The organism is Methylobacterium oxalidis, assembly GCF_007992195.1.
Lineage (GTDB): Bacteria > Pseudomonadota > Alphaproteobacteria > Rhizobiales > Beijerinckiaceae > Methylobacterium > Methylobacterium oxalidis.
Window position 1 is genome coordinate 1 of record NZ_BJZU01000065.1, and the last position, 18,285, is coordinate 18,285.

At 73.3% G+C, this 18,285-nt stretch carries 13 protein-coding genes; 3 read left to right on the forward strand and 10 right to left on the reverse strand.

Annotated features, from left to right (window positions below; genetic code table 11):
* Positions 1-116: 116 nt before the first annotated feature.
* Genes MOX02_RS16135 through MOX02_RS16175 form a run of 9 tightly spaced genes read right to left on the reverse strand, consistent with a single transcriptional unit; the run spans position 117 to position 12,766 of the window.
* Positions 117-1,439, reverse strand: a complete 1,323-nt coding sequence (locus MOX02_RS16135; RefSeq protein WP_147026821.1) for a nucleotide sugar dehydrogenase — start codon at positions 1,437-1,439, stop codon at positions 117-119.
* Positions 1,440-1,446: 7 nt separating this feature from the next.
* Positions 1,447-2,595 carry an ABC transporter permease gene (locus MOX02_RS16140; protein ID WP_147026822.1) on the reverse strand — a complete coding sequence of 383 codons (1,149 nt, stop codon included), beginning with the start codon at positions 2,593-2,595 and terminating at the stop codon, positions 1,447-1,449.
* Positions 2,595-3,641 (reverse strand): ABC transporter permease, encoded by a 1,047-nt coding sequence (locus tag MOX02_RS16145; protein ID WP_373866753.1) that lies wholly within the window; start codon positions 3,639-3,641, stop codon positions 2,595-2,597. The genes MOX02_RS16140 and MOX02_RS16145 overlap by 1 nt, the downstream gene beginning before the upstream one ends.
* Positions 3,638-5,533: an ABC transporter substrate-binding protein gene (locus MOX02_RS16150; protein WP_147026823.1), complete on the reverse strand. Its 1,896-nt coding sequence runs from the start codon at positions 5,531-5,533 to the stop codon at positions 3,638-3,640. Before MOX02_RS16150 ends, MOX02_RS16145 begins: the two co-directional genes overlap by 4 nt.
* Positions 5,530-6,429, reverse strand: coding sequence for a hypothetical protein (locus tag MOX02_RS16155; RefSeq protein ID WP_147026824.1), 900 nt, complete (start codon positions 6,427-6,429; stop codon positions 5,530-5,532). Before MOX02_RS16155 ends, MOX02_RS16150 begins: the two co-directional genes overlap by 4 nt.
* Positions 6,429-8,270, reverse strand: a complete 1,842-nt coding sequence (locus MOX02_RS16160; protein WP_147026825.1) for an ABC transporter ATP-binding protein — start codon at positions 8,268-8,270, stop codon at positions 6,429-6,431. The genes MOX02_RS16155 and MOX02_RS16160 overlap by 1 nt, the downstream gene beginning before the upstream one ends.
* Complete coding sequence (locus MOX02_RS16165; RefSeq protein WP_147026826.1) at positions 8,267-10,213, reverse strand: glycosyltransferase; 1,947 nt, start codon at positions 10,211-10,213, stop codon at positions 8,267-8,269. Before MOX02_RS16165 ends, MOX02_RS16160 begins: the two co-directional genes overlap by 4 nt.
* Positions 10,201-11,499, reverse strand: a complete 1,299-nt coding sequence (locus tag MOX02_RS16170; RefSeq protein ID WP_147026827.1) for a glycosyltransferase family 4 protein — start codon at positions 11,497-11,499, stop codon at positions 10,201-10,203. Before MOX02_RS16170 ends, MOX02_RS16165 begins: the two co-directional genes overlap by 13 nt.
* A 13-nt stretch (positions 11,500-11,512) precedes the next feature.
* Positions 11,513-12,766: a glycosyltransferase family protein gene (locus MOX02_RS16175; RefSeq protein ID WP_147026828.1), complete on the reverse strand. Its 1,254-nt coding sequence runs from the start codon at positions 12,764-12,766 to the stop codon at positions 11,513-11,515.
* Between the two features lie 136 nt (positions 12,767-12,902).
* Here MOX02_RS16175 and MOX02_RS16180 point away from each other — a divergent pair, with 136 nt between their 5' ends.
* Positions 12,903-15,542: an ABC transporter ATP-binding protein gene (locus MOX02_RS16180; protein ID WP_147026829.1), complete on the forward strand. Its 2,640-nt coding sequence runs from the start codon at positions 12,903-12,905 to the stop codon at positions 15,540-15,542.
* Between the two features lie 135 nt (positions 15,543-15,677).
* Positions 15,678-16,382 carry a GntR family transcriptional regulator gene (locus MOX02_RS16185; RefSeq protein ID WP_147026830.1) on the forward strand — a complete coding sequence of 235 codons (705 nt, stop codon included), beginning with the start codon at positions 15,678-15,680 and terminating at the stop codon, positions 16,380-16,382.
* Positions 16,383-16,391: 9 nt separating this feature from the next.
* Here MOX02_RS16185 and MOX02_RS16190 read toward each other — a convergent pair whose 3' ends face one another.
* Complete coding sequence (locus MOX02_RS16190; protein ID WP_147026831.1) at positions 16,392-16,820, reverse strand: nuclear transport factor 2 family protein; 429 nt, start codon at positions 16,818-16,820, stop codon at positions 16,392-16,394.
* A 224-nt stretch (positions 16,821-17,044) separates the two neighbouring features.
* Between MOX02_RS16190 and MOX02_RS16195 the strand changes: the two genes are divergently transcribed.
* On the forward strand, positions 17,045-18,259 hold the full coding sequence (locus tag MOX02_RS16195; RefSeq protein ID WP_238178704.1) for an ABC transporter substrate-binding protein: 1,215 nt from the start codon (positions 17,045-17,047) through the stop codon (positions 18,257-18,259).
* The last annotated feature ends 26 nt before the right edge of the window (positions 18,260-18,285 follow it).

Sequence of the window (18,285 nt, forward strand, 5' to 3'; positions counted from 1 at the left end):
TGCGATCTCGATGATCGACGGCTCCTCCAGCGGCGCTTCCTTGGGCGCCGAGGCGATGTTCACCGCCGACACCCTAGAGATCTACCAACACTGACGGCGCGCCGGTCCCCGGCCCGTCAGCACTTGAACACGTTCGCGGCGGCGTTGCCGGTGCGCGCGCAGACGTTGCGCGTGTCGACGACGATCCGCGCGTGCCGGACGAGGGTGGCGTAGTCGACGCCGTCGTGGTCGGTGACAACGAGGACGGCGTCCGCCGCCGCCACGATCTCCGGCGTGAGCGCCGTCGCGGCGCGGCCCGCGAGATGGGGGAACTCCCGCGTCGGCGGGATCTGCTCCACGAACGGATCGTGGTAGGCGACCCGCGCGCCGCGCGCCTCCAGGAGGTCCATCAGCTTGAGGGCCGGGCTCTCGCGCACGTCGTCGATGTTGCGCTTGTAGGCCATGCCGATCATCAGGATCGCGGCGCCGCCGAGGGGCCGGCCGAGCTCCCGGTCGACGAGCAGGGCCAGCCGCTCGACCACGTAGTGGGGCATGCGCCGGTTGACCTCGCCGGCGAGCTCGATGAAGCGCGTGGCGATGTCGTGCTCGCGCGCCTTCCAGGTCAGGTAGAACGGGTCGATCGGGATGCAGTGCCCGCCGAGGCCCGGCCCCGGCTCGAACGGCATGAAGCCGAAGGGCTTCGTGGCCGCCGCCCCGATCACCTCCCAGACGTCGATCCCGAGGGCGTCGTAGACGACCTTCAGCTCGTTCACGAGGGCGATGTTGACGGCCCGGAAGATGTTCTCGGTCAGCTTCACGGCCTCCGCCGCCTCCGCGGAGGAGACCGGCACCGTGCGGGCCACGATCGGGTCGTAGAGCAGGCAGGCGAGGTCGCGGGCCGCCTCGCCGTCGCCGCCCACCACCTTGGGCAGGTCGGCGAGCCCGTAGCGGGCGTTGCCGGGGTCCTCGCGCTCCGGCGAGAAGGCGAGGTGGAAGTCCGATCCGCTCGCCAGGCCGGTGGATTCGAGAATCGGCCGGACGATTTCGGTGGTGGTGCCGGGCCAGGTGGTCGATTCGAGCACGACGAGCTGGCCGCGCCGGAGCGTCCTCGCGATGTCCCGGGCGGTGGCGCGCACGTAGGAGAGGTCGGGCTCGCGCTGGCGCGTGAGCGGCGTCGGCACGCAGATCAGGATGGCGTCGGGCCGGGACAGGCCCGCCATGTCGGCGCTCGCCCGGAACCGGCCGGTCGCGAGCGCCGCCCGCAGGCCCTCGGTGTCGAGATGGGCGATCACCGGCCGGCCTTCGTTGATCAGGCCGACGCGCTCGGCGTTGATGTCGTAGCCCGTGACCCGAAAGCCGGCGCGCACCGCGGCGAGCGCCAGCGGCAGGCCGACATAGCCGAGGCCGATCACCCCGATCTCGGCGGTGCGGTCCCGGAGGCGGCTCGTCAGGTCGGGCATCGTCGGCTCACGTGTAGGGGTCGGCGGCGTCGCGCAGGCCGTCGCCCATGAAGTTGAAGGCGAGCACCGTCACCAGCACCGGCACCACGGGCCAGAGCAGCCAGGGGTAGAGCTGGACGGCGGCGAGGTTCTGGGCCTCGTTGAGGAGCACGCCCCAGCTCGTCACCGGCGGGCGCAGGCCGAGGCCGAGGAAGGAGAGCGCGGTCTCGCCGAGAATCATGGTCGGGATCGCCAGCGTCGCCGAGGCGATCAGGTGGCTCATGAAGTTCGGGATCAGGTGGCGGGCGATCACCCGGGCGGGGCTCGCGCCCATCAGCTCGGCGGCCTGCACGAAATCCTCCTCGCGCAAAGCGAGGAGCTTGGCGCGCACCGCGCGGGCGAGGCCCGGCCAGTCGAGCAGGCCGAGGATGACGGTGATGCCGAAGAACACCCAGAGCGGGCTCCAGGTCGGCGGCAGCGCGGCCGAGAGGGCGAGCCACAGCGGCAGCTCGGGCAGCGAGCGCACCACCTCGATCAGGCGCTGCACGCCCGCGTCGACGACGCCCCCGAAATAGCCGGCGACGCCGCCGAACAGCAGGCCGAGCACGAAGGAGATCGTGACGCCGGCGAGCCCGATCACCAGCGAGATCCGCGCGCCGTAGACCATGCGGGAGAACAGGTCGCGCCCGAGTCGGTCGGTGCCGAGCAGGAACAGGGTGCCGCCCTCCGGCGGGCAGACGAGGTGACGGTCGCCCGGGACGAGGCCGAGGAAGGCGTAGCCGTCGCCGCGGCAGAGGAAGCGCAGCGGCTGGGGCCGGTCCGTGTCGGTCCGGTACACGCGGCGGAAGGTCCGCATGTCGAGCTCCGCCCGGTAGGGATAGACGAAGGGGCCGACGAGGCGCCCCTCGTGGAACAGGTGCACGCCCTGCGGCGGGGCGTAGAGGAAGTCGCCGTTGCGCCGCGCCTGGCCGTAGGGGGCGAGCCACTCGACGAAGGGCACGGCGGCGTAGAGCGCGAGCAGGATCGCGGCCGAGACCACCGCCAGCCGGTGGCGCAGGAAGCGCCGGCCGATGAGGCGCCACGCGGAGGCCGAGCCGGCGCGCCGGTCGCCGCTGGCCTCCGCCTCCGGGTCGAAGGGCGCGGGATCGACGAAGTGGCCGGGCTCGGAGGTGCCCATCAGCGCGCGCCCATGCGGATGCGCGGGTCGAGCCAGACCAGGGCGAGGTCGGAGATCAGCATGCCGACGAGGGTGAGGCCGGCAGTGAACATCAGGATGAAGCCCGCCATGAACTGGTCCTGGCTGCGCAGGGCTTCGAGCAGCAGGGGCCCGACGGTGGGCAGGCTCAGCACCAGGGAGACCAGCACGGAGCCGGAGACGAGGTGCGGCAGCAGGTTGCCGATATCGGCCACGAACGGGTTGAGCGACATCCGGAACGGGTATTTCAGGAGCGCCCGCAGCGGCGGCAGCCCCTTCGCCCGCGCGGTGACCGTGTAGGGCTTGGCGAGCTCGTCGAGGAGGTTGGCGCGCATGCGCCGGATCATCGCCGCGGTGCCGCCGAGCCCGATCACCAGGGTCGGCACGACGAGATGGGCGAGGAGCGAGCGGACCTTCGGCCAGTCCCAGGGTTTGCCGGTGAAGGCCGGGTCGTAGAGGCCGCCGATCGAGAGGCCGAACCAGCGGTTGGCGTAGAACAGCAGGATCAGGGCGAGCAGGAAGCCCGGCACGGCGAGCCCCACGTAGCCGAGCACCGTGACGACGGCGTCGCCCGCGGTGTGCCGGTGGGTCGCCGAGTAGAGCGCGATCGGGATCGCCACCGCGTGCACGAAGGCGAGCGCGGCGAGGTTGACGACGAGCGTCAGCCAGAGCGCGTCGCCCACCACCTCGGCCACCGGGCGGTCGTACTCGAAGGACCAGCCCCAGTCGCCCTGCAGGAGCCCCGAGAAGCCGGCCGGGCCGGGCCACAGGCCGACCCACATCAGGTACTGCTCGTAGACCGGCCGATCGAGCCCGTACTGGCGGATCAGCAGCTCGGCCCTGGAGACGGAGGCCGCCTCGCCGCTCGCGCGCAGCTCGGCGATGCGGTTCGTCAGGTAGTCGCCCGGCGGCAGCTTGATCACCAGGAAGACCAGGGCCGAGATCACGGCGAGCGTCACCGCCATCGTGAGGCACCGGCGCAGGACGAGGCCGAGCACCCGCACGCCCGTCGCCGCGACGCCCGTCATCGGGCGTTCGCCCGGCGCTCGGCGGCGCCGTCCCAGAACACCTCGTCGAGGCGCTGCACGCCGATCAGGGCGGTCGGGTCCCAGGAATAGAGGGCGCGCTCGGGCAGGTTGGCGAGCCGGTCCATCGCCACGACCGGTTGCAGGGCGCCGGCCACGGTGCCGATCACCCACTGGTTCTCGGCGTGGTTGCGCAGCATCTCGCGCCAGATCGCGCCCTGGCGCTCCGTGTCGTCGGTGAGGCGCCACTCCCGCTCGAGGGCGATCAGCCGCTCCACCTCCGGCACGTCGCAGGGCTCGCCGCTGCGCCCGCGCGATTCCACGTTCAGGCTCCAGCGCGGCCAGGCGTAGTGGTCGGGCTGGGCCGGGGTCAGCTCGGCCGGCGGCATGATCGCGGTCGGCACCGCGAGGTCGAGCCCCTGCGCGGCGACCATCACGGTCAGGCCGGCGACGGAGCGGCGGCGCAGGTTGGTGCGCTCCTGCGGCTTGACCATGAGTCGGATGCCGACCTCGCGCCAGAACTCGGCGATCAGGAGGAGGCCGTCGAGGACCATCGCCGCCTCGCCGTCGCTCTCCGCCACCACGTCGAGGGTGCGCCCGTCCTCCATCAGCCGGATGCCGGCCGCGTCGCGGCGGGAGAGCCCCGCCGCGTCGAGGAGCCGGCCGGCCTCCCCGGGATCGTAGGCGGCGTGGAGCGTGCGCAGCTCCGGCGAGAACAGCGGGCTCTCCGGCACGACGGTGTTGTTGCCCTCGGTGCCGAGGCCGAACAGCAGCGTGTTGTTGAGGGTGCGCCGGTCGATGGCGAGGGACAGGGCCCGGCGATAGCGCACGTCCCGGTTGAGCCTGCGCCAGACGGGATCGAGGGTCGTCAGGTTCGGGTAGAGGGCGATCTCGGTGCCGCGGGCGATCGGCCAGAGGTTGGTGCGGTAGCCGTGCGCCGCCTCGCCCTCCTTCAGGCTGGGGATGTCGGTCATCATCAGGCCGCGGAACATCAGGTCCGCCTCGCCCGCGTTGGTCTTGGCGGCGAGGAGCCCCGAGGCGGAGACGTCCATGACGATGCGGTCGAGGTAGGGAAGCTGCGTCCCGGCCGGGTCGACCCGGTGGTAATGGGGGTTGCGCTCGAAGGCGAAGCGGGTGGCGGGCGCCCGGGTGCGGGGCCTCCACGCCTGGAGCGTCGGGCAGTCGGGGTTGCCGAGCTCGTAATTGTCGTCGAGCCGATTGTGGAGCGCGGTCCAGCCCCGCAGCTTCTGGTCCCGGGCCGCGGCCTCCGCCGCCTCCCGGCCGGCGTAGCGCGGGTGGAAGGGCTTCAGGTAGTGGGCCGGCCGGTAGATCAGCGGGTCGCGCGGCGCGGCGAGCGCGGGCAGGAAGCGCGGGTTCGGCCGCTCCCAGAGGTAGCGGATCGTCCGCTCATCCGGGACCTCGACCCGCGGCGGCCTGCCCTCCACGAGGAAGAAGTCCGGCGGCCCGCCCGGGCTCAGCTCGGGATCGTTGGCGACATCCTCCCAGAAGTAGCGGAAATCCTCGGTCGTGAAGGGCGTCCCATCCGACCAGCGATGGCCCGCGCGGAGATGAAAGGTGAAGGCGCCGCCCTCCACGTCGACCCGCTCCAGCACGTCGGGGCGCAGCGTCAGGTCCGGCCCGTAGCCGACGAGGCGGGTGTAGCCGTAGACCGAGAGGTAGCGGACGTCCCGCGCCTTGGCGATCAGGGTGCGGACGGTGCCGCCGGGCGCGCCGACCTTCCGGCCGCGGGCGGCGAGGTCCACAACGAGGGGCGTCGCGGGCGGCCCGGCCTCTATGGCCCCGGCGGCCCGCGGGCCGAGGGTGCAGGTGGCGCCGAGCCCCGCGAGCAGCGCGCGGCGGGAGAGGCCGCTCCCCCCGGGGGGCTGCGCCGTCACCGCGCCTTCCCCGCGTGCGGGAGAGCCGGCGGCGCGCCGGCCTCGTGCAGGGTCACGGCAGTGAGCCGGGCCGGCGCGTAGCCGGTCGCGCGGTGGAGGTCGTCGAAGGCGTGGGCGCGGGCGATGCAGGCGGCGGCCTCGCGCACGAGCGGGTCGTCGGCCGGCTGCTCGAAGGCGCGGCCGTTGCGCAGCCAGCGGATCGGCTCCCGGCCCTCGGCCGCGTCCGTCACCATCGCGATCGTCGGGTGGGCGGGCCCGCCATGGGCGTGGATCCGGTGCGCGGCCGCGTCGTCGTCGAACAGGAGGCGGGTGATGCCCCGCTCCCGCGCCTCGATCACCCTGCGGCCCTGCGAGACGTGGTCGTCGAAGAAGGCCACCGTCGCGGCCGGGTCGATGTCCCGAAGGTCGGCGGCCGACCAGTCGCCGCTCGCGTAGCGCGCGGCGGCGTCGCGATACTGGAGGCCGGACAGGTCCGGGTCGAAGCAGAGGATGGCGGCGTCCGGGCAGGCCTGCCGGATCACCCAGGTCGTCAGCCCGCGGAACACGCCGGACTCGATGACGTGGCGCGGCGCCAGCGCGCGCATCGCCACGTAGAGCTGGAGCGCGCCGTTGAACCCGCTGCCGCCGCGGCGCTGGCGCACGGGCGCCTCCGGGATCAGGGCCCAGAACCGGTCGACATCCGCCCGCACCGCCCCGGCCGGGATGCCGGCGGCGGCGAGGTCGGCCGCCAATCGCTCCGCGGCGCCGGACAGGAGGCGCTCGACCTCCCGCGTCGAGAGGGGCCGGTGCACCCAGTCGGGCGAGGCCGGCACGAGATCGTAGCCGAGCCGGTCGAAGAGCGGCCCCAGCACCCGCCGGCGCAGGCGCTCCATCAGGATCGGCGGACGGGGGTGCATCAGGCGGCCCGCGCGTCGCGCGCCGCGGACCGGCGGACCCGGTGGCCGGGCTCGATCTCCTGCAGGATCCCCGTCTCGTCCGGCGCGAGGCGGAAGGGCTCGGGCCATCTCGCGGGATCGGACAGGTCGCGAGTCACCGCGGCGAAGTCGAGGGGATGGTCGAGGCTCGGGTCGGGGACGGCGGCGAGGAGCGTGCGGGTGTAGGGATGGGCCGGATCGCGGAACAGGACGGCGCGCGGGGCCTCCTCCACGATGCGGCCGCGGCACATCACGCTGATCGTGTCGGCCATGTAGTCGATCACGGCGAGGTTGTGGGACACGATCAGGTAGGAGAGGCCGAGCGCCGCCTGCAGGTCCTTCAGCAGATTGAGGATCTGGGCCTGGACGGAGACGTCGAGCGCCGAGACCGGCTCGTCGAGCACGAGCAGGCGCGGCTCGAGGGCCAGCGCCCGGGCGATGCCGATGCGCTGGCGCTGGCCGCCGGAGAAGGCGTGCGGGTAGCGCCCGAGCGCTCCCGGATCGAGGCCGACCATCGCCATCAGCTCGGCCGGGCGGGACCGGCGGATAGCGGGGTCGAGGCCGTGGATCTCCATCGGCTCGGACAGGATCTGGCGCACGCTCATGCGCGGGTCGAGCGAGGCGTAGGGGTCCTGGAACACGTACTGGACGTGGCGGCGGTAGGCGAACAGGTCCCCGCCCGCGAGGCCGTGCACGTCGCGCGGGCCGCGCCCGTCGTCGAACAGGATGCGGCCGGCATCGGGCTTGAGCGCCCGCATCACCATCCGCGCCAGCGTCGTCTTGCCCGAGCCCGACTCGCCGACGAGCCCGAGCGTCTGCCCCGCCCGGATCTCGAGGGAGGCCTCGGCGACGGCGCGCACATTGCGGGGCGCCGACCAGAAGCGGCCGCTGCGCAGCGTGAAGCTCCGGCTCACGCCCTCGACGCGCAGGATCGGCCCGGCGGGCGCCGGGACGGCGCGGGCTGCGGGAAGCGCGGGCCGCGCCTCGCGGATCGGGGTGAGGCGCTCCCCCGGCGCCATGTCGAAGCGCGGCACCGCGTCGAGCAGGGCGCGCAGGTAGGCGTGCCCCGGACGGCGCATGACGGTCCGGAGCGGGCCGGCCTCCATCAGCCGCCCGCGATAGAGCACCGCGATGTCGTGGGCCATGTTGGCGACGACACCGAGATCGTGCGTGATCAGCAGGATCGACATGCCCGTCTCCTCCTGGAGGCGGGCGAGGAGCGCCAGGATCTGCGCCTGCGTCGTGACGTCGAGGGCGGTCGTCGGCTCGTCGGCGACGAGGAGGGGCGGCCTCAGGATGAGTGCCATGGCTATCATGGCGCGCTGGCGCAGGCCGCCGGACAGCTCGAATGGGTAGGTGGTGAGGGCGCGGGCCGGATCCGGGAAGCCGACCCGCACCAGCGCCTCGCGGGTGCGGGCGTCGGCCTCCGCCCGGCCCGCGCCAGTATGGACGCGCAGGGCCTCGCCGATCTGGTCGCCGATCGTGTGGAGCGGCGACAGGCAGGTCATCGGCTCCTGGAAGATCATGGCGATGCGCCGGCCGCGCAGCCGCCGCATCGCCGGCCCGTCCGCCGGCAGCGCCGCGAGATCGGATGATCGCCCACCATCATCGTACAGGATGCGGCCTTTCGTGATGGTCGCCGCTCTCGGAAGGATCCTCAGGATCGCCTGCGCGGTCACCGACTTGCCGGATCCGGACTCGCCCACGAGCGCCAGCGTCCGCCCGCGCGCCACGTCGAGGGACAGGCGATGCAGCACCTCCACGGGCCCTCCGTCGCCGCGGAACGCCACGGAGAGGTCCCGGATGGACAGGAGCGGGCTCACGACACCCTCGCGCGCAGACCGGAGGCGGAACAAGGCCACGCCGGCGCGGGTGCGTCCATCGCCGGCACCCGGAACAGATGTCGCGGGTCGAGGCACTCAACCGCCGGGTGCCGAGCCAGGAGCGGCAGCAGCCGATCGAGGAAGGCCCAGATCGCCGCGTCGTGGGCGCGGTGATGCGTCAGGATGCCGATCGGTCCCGACGCCTCGGCCACGCGTCGGGAGAGCCGGTCGAGAAGGACCTCGGGGTCGACGAGCGAGCGGGTGCCCCGCCAGTCGATCGGATCGAGATCGACGTCGGCGCGGATCAAGCCCGGCACGGAAGGCCCCGGGACGGACGACAGGCCCGTGTAGCCGAGGCCCGGCAGGGCCGCGGCGAGGTCGGGAGCCAGCCGGTTCCAGGGCGGCACGAAGACGGGGAGCAGGCGGTCCGCGGGCAGGCGCTCGCGGGCGATGCTGAGCGCGGAGGCCGCCTCCCGGGCGCGCACCCCCAGGGGCCGGTCGGCCCCGAACTCAGCGGGCTTGGCGCCGGCTGGGGCGTGGTTCGCGTGGGCGAGGCCGTGCACGGCCGCGCTGACGGTCGGGTCGGCGCCGCTCAGCGCGGCGGCAAGGGATGCCTCGGCCGCCGCCGGGATCGCCGCGACGAGCAGGGGACAGGCGGCGGCGCGCGCCAGGGCGAGCAGCCGGTCGAGGGCGGGCGTCGCCGCGACCGCATCGTCGTCACGCCACCAGATCGCGACGCGGCGGCCCTCGTCGGCGGCCGCGTCGAGGGCCGCGCGCAGACCTGCCAGCCCGCTCTGCCCCCGCACCGGAGGCCGTGCTGTCCGCCCGGCCAGGGCCTCGATGATCGCGACCGAGCGGTCGATCCCGCCGAGATCGATGCCGTGGGGCGGGGGCGGTGCCGCCGCGAGGCTCCGCCGGACGGCGGCGCGGAGGATGGCCCCGTCGAGCCCGGCTTCGGGCAGCACGCCGGCGAGGCCGCGTGCGGCGAGGCGTTCGGCGCGAAGGCGCTGCTCGGTCTCGCGGCCCGCCTCGAACGGCACCAGCAGGGCGGGCGTGCCCGTCGCCAGGAGGTCCACCGCCGTGTTGTAGCCGCAGGCGCTGACCGACAGGGCCGAGCCCGCCAGGAGCGCGCGGAAATCCGGGCGCGACCGACCGATCGTGCCGGCCGGCAGGCCCTCGCCGATCTCGGCCAGCACGGCGTCGGGCACGCCGTGTCCGGCGAGGATGCGCCAGCCGAGATCGGGCGTGCCGCGTGCCGCCTCCGCGGCCGCGCGCAGCAGCCCCGTGCCGGCCGCGCTCGAGCCGGCGGAGACCAGGATTCCGCGGCGCTCCCCGGCGGGCGGACAGGGCACGCCTTCGTCGACGTAGCCCGTGTAGCGGAGGCGTGCGGCCAGTTCCGTGTCGACGGGCCAGGAGGCGTCGAGCGGCGCGAGCGCCGGATCGCCGTGGACCAGCACCGCGTCGTACCAAGCGGCGATCCGCTCGCCCGCTTCCCGGACCTTCGCCGCCCGGTCTGGCGCCACGAGGATGTCGCGGATCGAGGCCAGCACCACGGGGCGCGGGATCCGGGCGCGGGCCGCCTCCAGGAGGGCCAGGAACTCGTCCGCCAGGGCGCGCCGGCCGAAGGGGAAGAGCTCGGTGACGACGGCGTCGGGCCGGCACCGCGCGAACGTCTCCAGCAGCAGACGACGGCGACGGGCGAGGTGATGCTCCCCGGCCGGCCCGCCATCCGCGTCGAGCAGGGTGCCGAAGGCCGTGCCCTCGACGCGCACGGGCGGAAGCTCAACGACCTCGACGCCTTCGAGGGAGACCATCGGCGCCGGGCGGCCGCCGGTGACCAGCACGACCGCGTGCCCGGCGCAGGCGAGGCCGCGGGCGAGCGCGGCCGCACGGGTGAGATGGCCTGCCCCGAGCAGGTGCGTGACGGCGATCAGGACGCGCATGCGCAGTCCTCCGACGCCGCTTCGGCCTCGACCTGGGCCGTAACTTCGCGGGCGAGACCTGCCGACGCGGCGAGACGCGCGGCGATGCGGTCGATCCCCGCATCCATCGTGAAATCCGCCCGCAGCCGCCCGTAGGCGGCTGCAGAGAGACGGGCGCGGAGCGCCGGGTCCCGCGCGAGCCGGTCGATGGCCGCCGCGAGCGCCGCCGGGTCTCCCGGCTCCACGAGGAGGCCGTGCGTGCCGTCCCCGACGAACTCGGTCGTGCCCGCGAACGCGCTGGCGAGGATGGGGAGGCGCTGGCTCGCCGCCTCCATCAGCACGTTCGGCAGGCCGTCGCGGTCGCCGGAGGCGGCGCGCTTCGTCGGCAGGACGAACAGGTCGGCCTCGCGCATCGCCGCGATCACCTCCGGCTGGGAGCGCGAACCGCGGAAGTCGACCCGGCCGGCGAGACCGAGGCGGCGGACCTCCCCGGCGATCGCCGCGGCACGCTCCCCGCTCCCGATCAGCGCGAGGCGCCAGTGCAGGTCCCCCGGCAGCAGGGCGAGCGCGGCGACGAGATCGTCGTGGCCCTTCTTCGCGACGAAGCGCCCGACGCAGAGAAGGCGGAGCGGGTCGGCCGGGTCCGATCCGTCCCGCGGCGCGCGGGCGGGCGGAGGCGCCGGGAAGCGCCCGAGGTCGAGCCCGTGATAGGCGAGCGCGACACGCCCCTCCGGCGCCAGGGCCCGCAAGCGCGCGAGCCCGTCCTTCGTGCAGGTCACGCCCCAGGCCGCGTCCGCGAGCTTGTCGGACAGGTCCCAGTCCGGCGTCGTCCATATGTCCTTGGCGTGCGCCGAGAAGCTCCAGGCCCGTCCGGTCAGGATCGCGCAGTAGCGGGCGACGCTCGCCGGCGTGTGCAGGAAATGGACGTGGAGGTGAGCGAGGTCGCCCGGCATCTCGCGCCCGAGCACCATCGCCTGCCCGATCCGCCGCAGGCGGGAGGCGGTGGGGTCGCGGCGCAGATCGCGCATGGCCGCGGCGAGGAAGGCGCGGAAACCCGCGCGGCGGACGGCCCAGGCGAGCCCGCGCGCCACCCGGAGCGGCTCCCGGTGGAGGTATTCGGGCAGGTAGGCGACCGGCGCGCGGATCTGCGCGTGCATCGGGTGGCGCGCCGCGTCGTGCGGCCGGCGCATCGACCAGATCTCCAGCGCGAAGCCCCGCTGCTCCAGCGCCAGGATCTCCTGCGCGATGAAGGTCTCGGTGAGGCGGGGATAGCCCTTGAGCAGGATCGCGATGCGCCGCTCCGTCATGGGCCGGCCCTCGTCATGGGCAGGCCCTGCGCAAGAGGGCGCAATCCGCCTCCGGTGCCGGCCGGACGTGCTCGCTGAGCGCGAAGATCCGGCTCATGACGTTGGGCAGCCCGTCGAGGAGGCCCGGCACGACGATCCGCGACGGCGGAAGCTGATCCGGCAGGGCACGGAGCGCCGCCGCCATGCGGTCCGCCCGGACTGCGTCCGGCCCGGGGAGGATCCGCGCGAGGCCGAGGCGGTCCGCCGCCACGGCGCGGATCTCCTGCTCCCGCCGCGGATGCGTCCGCGGAACCAGGAGGGCCGGCTTGTCGAAGGACAGGATCTCGCAGAACGTGTTGTAGCCGCCCATCGCGACGATGCCCGCCGCCCGGTGCATCAGGTGCTCGATCTCGCTGTCGAAGGTGATGGCGGCGACCTTCGGCAGCCGCGCGATCCGCGCCCGGAAGCCGGCGCGGAGCGCCGGATCGAGGAAGGGGCCGAAGGCGACCAGGGCGGGCAGCAGGAGACCGGGATCGGCCTCGTAGGCTGCGAGCACGCCGTCGATGAGCGAGACCCCGTCCTCGCCGCCGCCGGGGGTGACGAGGATGAAGGGCTCGCGGGCGATCTCAGGCTCGGCCCGCGCCGCCCGCGGGTCCGGCAGGCCGCGCCTGAGGTACCCCGTGAACCGCACGCGCTCCCGGATCGCGGGCCCGAGCGGCAGCGCCGCCAGAGGGTCGTGGATCAGCGCGACGCCGTAGACCCAGACCTCGTCGTAGAAGCGTGCCAGCGCCTCGGCCGAGCGCTTGCGCGCCCACTCGGCGACGAGGCGCTCGGGCGCGTCGAGCACGTCGCGGATCCCGAGGACCAGCCTGCAGCCGCGCGCGGAGAGCCGCTCCAGCGCGGGCAGCATGTCCCCGTGGAAGCCCGCCGGCTCCTTGTCGACGATCGTGACATGCGGCTCGAACAGCTCGGCCGTGCGCAGGATCGTCGCCGCACGGTCGGCCACCGTGCGGCCGAGATCGGTCCCCGGCTCGCGGCTCGCGTAGCTCCCGTCGGGGCGCTTGGCGACGGGCGGCAGGTGCACCAGGGAGACGCCCTCGGCGAAGGCGAATCGGTCGATCACCGGCGAGCCGGAGGCGATCACCACCCGCGCTCCGGGATCGGCCCCGACGACGGCGTGGGCGATGGCGCGGGCGCGGCGCAGGTGCCCGAGCCCGAACGTATCGTGGCTGTAGATCAGGACGCGACGGTGCGTGTGCGGGTCGTCGACCTCTGGCAGGGTACGCATCTCGATCCCGCAACGCCCCGGATCGACGGTTCCGTCAGCGGCCACTGTTGGCATAAATTGCGCCAGACTGACAATCTGCAACTTGCGATCTTAGCCGTTGCCCCCTCCATATTCGCGCGGAGGTCGATCCGAGACGATGCGCGAATTGCAGCCGAGCCTGTTCGGATACGTCTGGCGCCACTCGAAACGCGATCAGCTCGCGATCTGCGCCGTCGTCCTGGCCTCCCTGCCCTTCTACTTCGCGTCCCTCGACCTGCCCCGCCGCATCGTCAACGACGCCATCATGGGCAAGGCGTTCACGCACGGCGAGCCTACGTCGAGCTTTCTCGAACTGACGATTCACTGGCCGGGCTGGCTCGGCGGCGGCGCCACCACCCTGTTCGAGGGCTTCCAGCTCGGCCGCATCGAGCTGCTGCTCGGGCTCTCGGGTCTGTTCCTCCTGCTCGTCCTGATCAACGGGGCGTTCAAGTTCTGGATCAACCTCTCGAAGGGGGTGCTGGGCGAGCGCATGCTCCGGCGCCTGCGCTTCCAGCTCTTCACGCTGATGCTGCGCTTCACGCCCGAGGCGCAGCGCGAGGTGAAGGCGTCGGAGACCGCGACGATCATCCGCGACGAGGTCGAGCCGATCGGCTCCTTCATCGGCGACGCGATCGTCGTGCCGGTCTTCCTCGGCACGCAGGCCGCCACGGCGCTGACCTTCATCATGATGCAGAACGTCTGGCTCGGCCTCGTCGCCGCGGCCATCGTCGGCGTCCAGATCGTGGTGATCCCGCGGCTGCGGCGCGAGATCATCCGCCTGAGCCGTACCCGCCAGCTCCGGTCCCGGGAACTCGCCGGCCATGTCGGCGAGGTGCTGGAAGGGCTCGACGCCGTGACGCTGAACGACGCGGGCCGGTGGGAGCGGGCCGAGTTCGGCGGGCGGCTACACAATCTCTACGGGCTGCGGCTGCGGATCTACAGGCGCAAGTTCGCCGTGAAGTACCTGAACAACCTGCTGGCCCAGGTCACGCCGTTTCTGTTCTACGCGATCGGCGGCTACTTCGCCCTGCACGGCGAACTGAACATCGGCCAGCTCGTGGCGGTGCTGGCCGCCTACCGGGATCTGCCGCCGCCCCTGAAGGAACTGATCGACTGGGACCAGCAGCGCCTCGACGTCGAGGTGAAGTACGAGACCGTCGCGGCGCATTTCGCGCCCCACCGCCTGCGCGCCGCGGACGCCGCCGACGCGGAGGCGGAAGCCGCGCCGGCCGGGTCGCTGCGGCTGGAGAAGGTCGGCCTGCGGGATCCCCACGACGGGGCGATCGTGGCGGTCGGCGACGCGACGATCCCCCTGCCGGCGCGCGTCGGGGTCCTCTCCCACGACGCCGAGCTCGCGCACGCGATGGCCCGGGTGCTGGCGGGTCTCGACGCGCCGCAGAGCGGCACGATCCGGATCGGCTCCGAGGACATCGCCGCGCTGCCCGTGTCCGTCCGGGCGCGGACCGTCGCCTACGCGGGCCGGAGCCCGATCCTGTTTCCCGGCTCGATCCGCGAGAACGTGGTCTACGGCCTGCACCGCACCCCGACCGAAGCTCTGGCCGCCGACGCGACCTGGCGCGCGGAAGCGCTCCGGACCGGGAACCCGGCCGAGTGCGTCGAGCAGAACTGGATCGACTACGCGACGCTCGGGCTGGAGGGCGCGGACGCCCTCGACCAGCGCATCCTCGCGCTCCTCGGGCGCCTCGGCATGGAGGAGGACCTGTACCGCTTCGGCCTCTCGGCGCTGAGCCGCGTCACGCCCGACATGCCGGTCGGCGCCCGCCTGATCGCGGCGCGCCGGCACCTGCACACGGTCCTCGCCCGCGCCAAGAAGGGCGGCCTCGTGATCCCCTTCGCCTTCGACCGCTTCAACGAGGAGATGACGGTCGCCGAGAACCTGCTCTTCGGCGTGCCGCGCGAGACGGGCCTCATGGAGCGCCTCGCCTTCGAGCCGCGCTTCACGCGGGCGCTGGAGCGGGCAGGCCTGCTCGAACCCCTCGCCGAGATGGGCCTCGCGATCGCCCGCCACCACGTCGAGATCTTCCGCGACCTGTCGCCCGGCGTGGTCCTGTTCCGCCGCTTCTCGCTGATCTCCCCGGACGCGCTGCCCGACTACGTGCGCCTGCTGGAGCGCATCGGCAAGAACGGGCGTCTGCGGGCCGACGACCGGCACGCCTTCCTCACCCTGACGCTGCGCTACACGGAGACGCGTCAGCGCTTCGGCCTCCTCGACGCCGCCCTGCGGGCCCGCATCGTGGCGGCGCGGGGCTCCGTGCAGGCCGCGCTGCGCGGGCCGGACGGGCACGAGATCGAGCCCTACGCGCCCGAGGCGATCAACCCGCGCAGCACCATCCTCGACAACCTCCTGTTCGGGCGCATCAACACCCGGCGCATGCACGCGGAGGCCGAGGTCCGCGAGCACGTGCAGGCGGCCGCGCGGCGTTTCGATCTCGAGATGGCGATCCAGCGCCGCGGCCTCGACTTCGAGGTCGGCAACCGCGGCCAGCACCTGACCGACGACCAGCGCGCCAAGATCGACCTCGCGCGCGCGCTCATCAAGAACCCGGTGATCCTCGTCGTGGAGGATACCGGCACCTTCACAGGGCCCGAGCTCGCGGACCTCTTGGAGGCGCAGCCCGGTCCGGGCCCCTCCCTCGTCTATCTCGGGGCGGACGCGGCGCGCACAGACGTCTTCGACGCGGTCATCGCCGTCGAGCGGTCGGCGCCCGCGCGTGTCCCCAGCCCGGCGCCCGCCTGAGCCTTCGGCGGTCCCTGGCCCGCGACGTGCCTTCGCCGTGGACGGCGCGGGTTTCAGGGGCGCTCCTCGCTTTGGAAGCGGCGGCGCTTCGCCTATCCGAGGGTGAGGGCCCGTCGCGGCCGAGGCAGTGCGCGGATGACGGACGTTCGAGGACGGCGCGAGGGTAAGGACCGCGTGGGGGCGATCTGCCGCTCGCTGCGACGCGCCATCGTCGAGCGCGCCCTCGTTCCGGGCGACCGCCTGCCCGAGGACGCGCTCGGCGAGCGCTTCGGCGTGAGCCGCACCATCGTGCGGCAGGCCCTCGGGCAGCTCGCGGGCGAGGGCCTGGTCGAGCTGCGCCGCAACCGGATCGCGGTCGTGGCGACGCCGAGCTGGGAGGAGGCGCGGGACACGTTCGACGTGCGCATGGGCCTCGAGCGGCTCGTGGTGGCCCGCCTCGCGGGCCGTCTCACCGCCGAGCAGCGGGCGGACCTCGCAGCCCATATCGAGGGCGAGGAGGCGGCGGGCGGCGGGCCCGACGCCGCCTCGATCCGCCTCGCGACCGAGTTCCACGTCCTGCTCGCCGAGATGACCGGGAGCTCGGTGCTCCGCCGCTACGTTGCCGAGCTCGGCTACCGCTGCGCTCTGATCCTGTCGCTCTACGCGAGGCCGCACTCCGCGGACTGCGCGGTGAGCGAGCACCGCGCCATCGTCGCCGCCCTGGTCGAGGGCGACGTCGCGCGGGCGACCGCCCTGATGGACCACCACCTCGACGCCGTGGCCGAGCGGGCGCTGATCGTCGCCGCGCCGATGCGCGACGAGGATCTCGCCCGCCGGCTCGCGCCCTACGTCGAGACCTGAGGGCGCCGCTCAGTCGGCGAGGCCGGCCCGCGTCAGCAGCCGCTCGGCGCTGTCGTTCCAGACCTCCATCGTCACGATCAGCCCATCGCGGACGGTGAAGCGGTCGACGTAGCGGTTGCCCTCGAACGTCGTGCCGTCCGGCCACGCGCCGTAGAGCGTGCCCAGGCTGTAGACCGTGGTCTGCCCCTCGCCCGGCACCACGTCGAGGCGCTCCATGCTCTTCTTCACCCAGGCGTAGCGGTCGGCATTGAACGCCGTGACCTCGCGCGGATGGCGGAAGCGCCGGGCCCCCGTGAAGACGATCTCGAGGTCCGGCGCGATGTAGCGCGCGGCCGTCTCCGGGTCCGGCACCATCGAGGCTTCGAGATAGGCCGTGACGATCGCGGCGGCCTCCCGGGTCGCGTCGGTCGCGCTGCTGTCGCTCGTGTTCTGGCTCATGGGTCGTGCGCTCCCGTTCCGGCGGCCTGTCCCGCCTCGTCTGCCGAGACTGACAGGACTTCGGCGTCGATGCCTGCGAAAAGTGTATGCAGTTTTTCGCGTAACTGTGCACATTTTGTGCGGCACCTGCACGCGATCGATCATGACATGAGAAAATCCGTCTGTACTCTGGTGGCACGGGCGTTGCGGACCGCCCCTGAAGGCCCGCCGGAGACCGAACCGCCATGTCCCTCCGCCAGACGTCCTCCCGCCCGAATCGCTTTCGCCCGACGCGATCCCGGTTCTGCCGCCTCGCCGTTCTGTCGCTCCTCGCGGGTCTCGTGCCGCTCGGCGCGCCCCGAGCCGCGGACCCGGTCAAGATCGGGCTCGTCACCGCGCTGAGCGGCCAGTCCGCGAAATCCGGTGAGGCGATCTCCCGCGGCATCGGCCTCGCGATCGACGAGATCAACGCCAAGGGCGGCGTCCTCGGCCGGCCCCTCGAGCTGGTGGCGCGCGACGACGAGGCCAATCCCTCGAAGGGCGTGCTCGCGGCCCGCGAATTGATCCAGCGGGCGGGCGTCATCGCGCTGATCGGCGGCCTCGACACGCCGGTCTCGATGGCGATCGTGCCGATCGCCAATCAGATGAAGGTGCCCTTCGTCGGCCCCTGGGCGGCCGGCACCGGCATCACCCGCAACGGCGCCGCCGACAACTACGCCTTCCGGGTCTCGGCGGTGGACGCGCTCGTGGACGAGGCCCTCGTCGCCTACGCGGTGAAGACCTACGGCGCGAAGAAGCCGGGCATGATCCTCGTCAACAACGCCTGGGGCGAATCGAACCAGCAGGGCCTCACCGCGGCCCTGAAGGCGGCGAACCTCCCGGCCGCCGGCATAGAGAAGTACGAGGCCAACGACGTCGACATGGTGCCCCAGCTCACCCGCCTGCGCGATGCGGGCGCCGACGCCCTGTTCCTCGTCGGCAATGTCGGCCCCTCCGCGCAGGTGGTGAAGTCCCTCGACCGGATGGGCTGGAACGTGCCGGTGATCTCGCACTGGGGCCCCGCGGGCGGCCGCTTCGACGAGCTCGCCGGCCCGAGCGCCGCCAAGGTCCATTTCGTCCAGACCTTCACCTTCGCGGGCAACGACTCGCCGAAGGCCAAGGCCGTACTCGAGGCGCTGAAGGCCAAGTATCCGGCGATCCGCTCGATGGCCGACGTGACGCCCGCGGTCGGCATCGCCAACGCCTACGATGCCACGCATCTCATCGCGCTGGCCATCACGGCTGCCGGCTCCACGGAGGGGCCGAAGGTCCGCGACGGCTTCTACAAGGTCGCCACCTATCCGGGGCTGATCAAGACCTACGAGAAGCCCTTCGCGCCCGGCCAGCACGACGCGCTCGGGCCGAAGGACTACGTCTTCACCCGCTTCCAGAACGGCGAGATCGTCGCCGTCACGCAGTGACCGGCGCCGGGGACGGGAGGGCACGC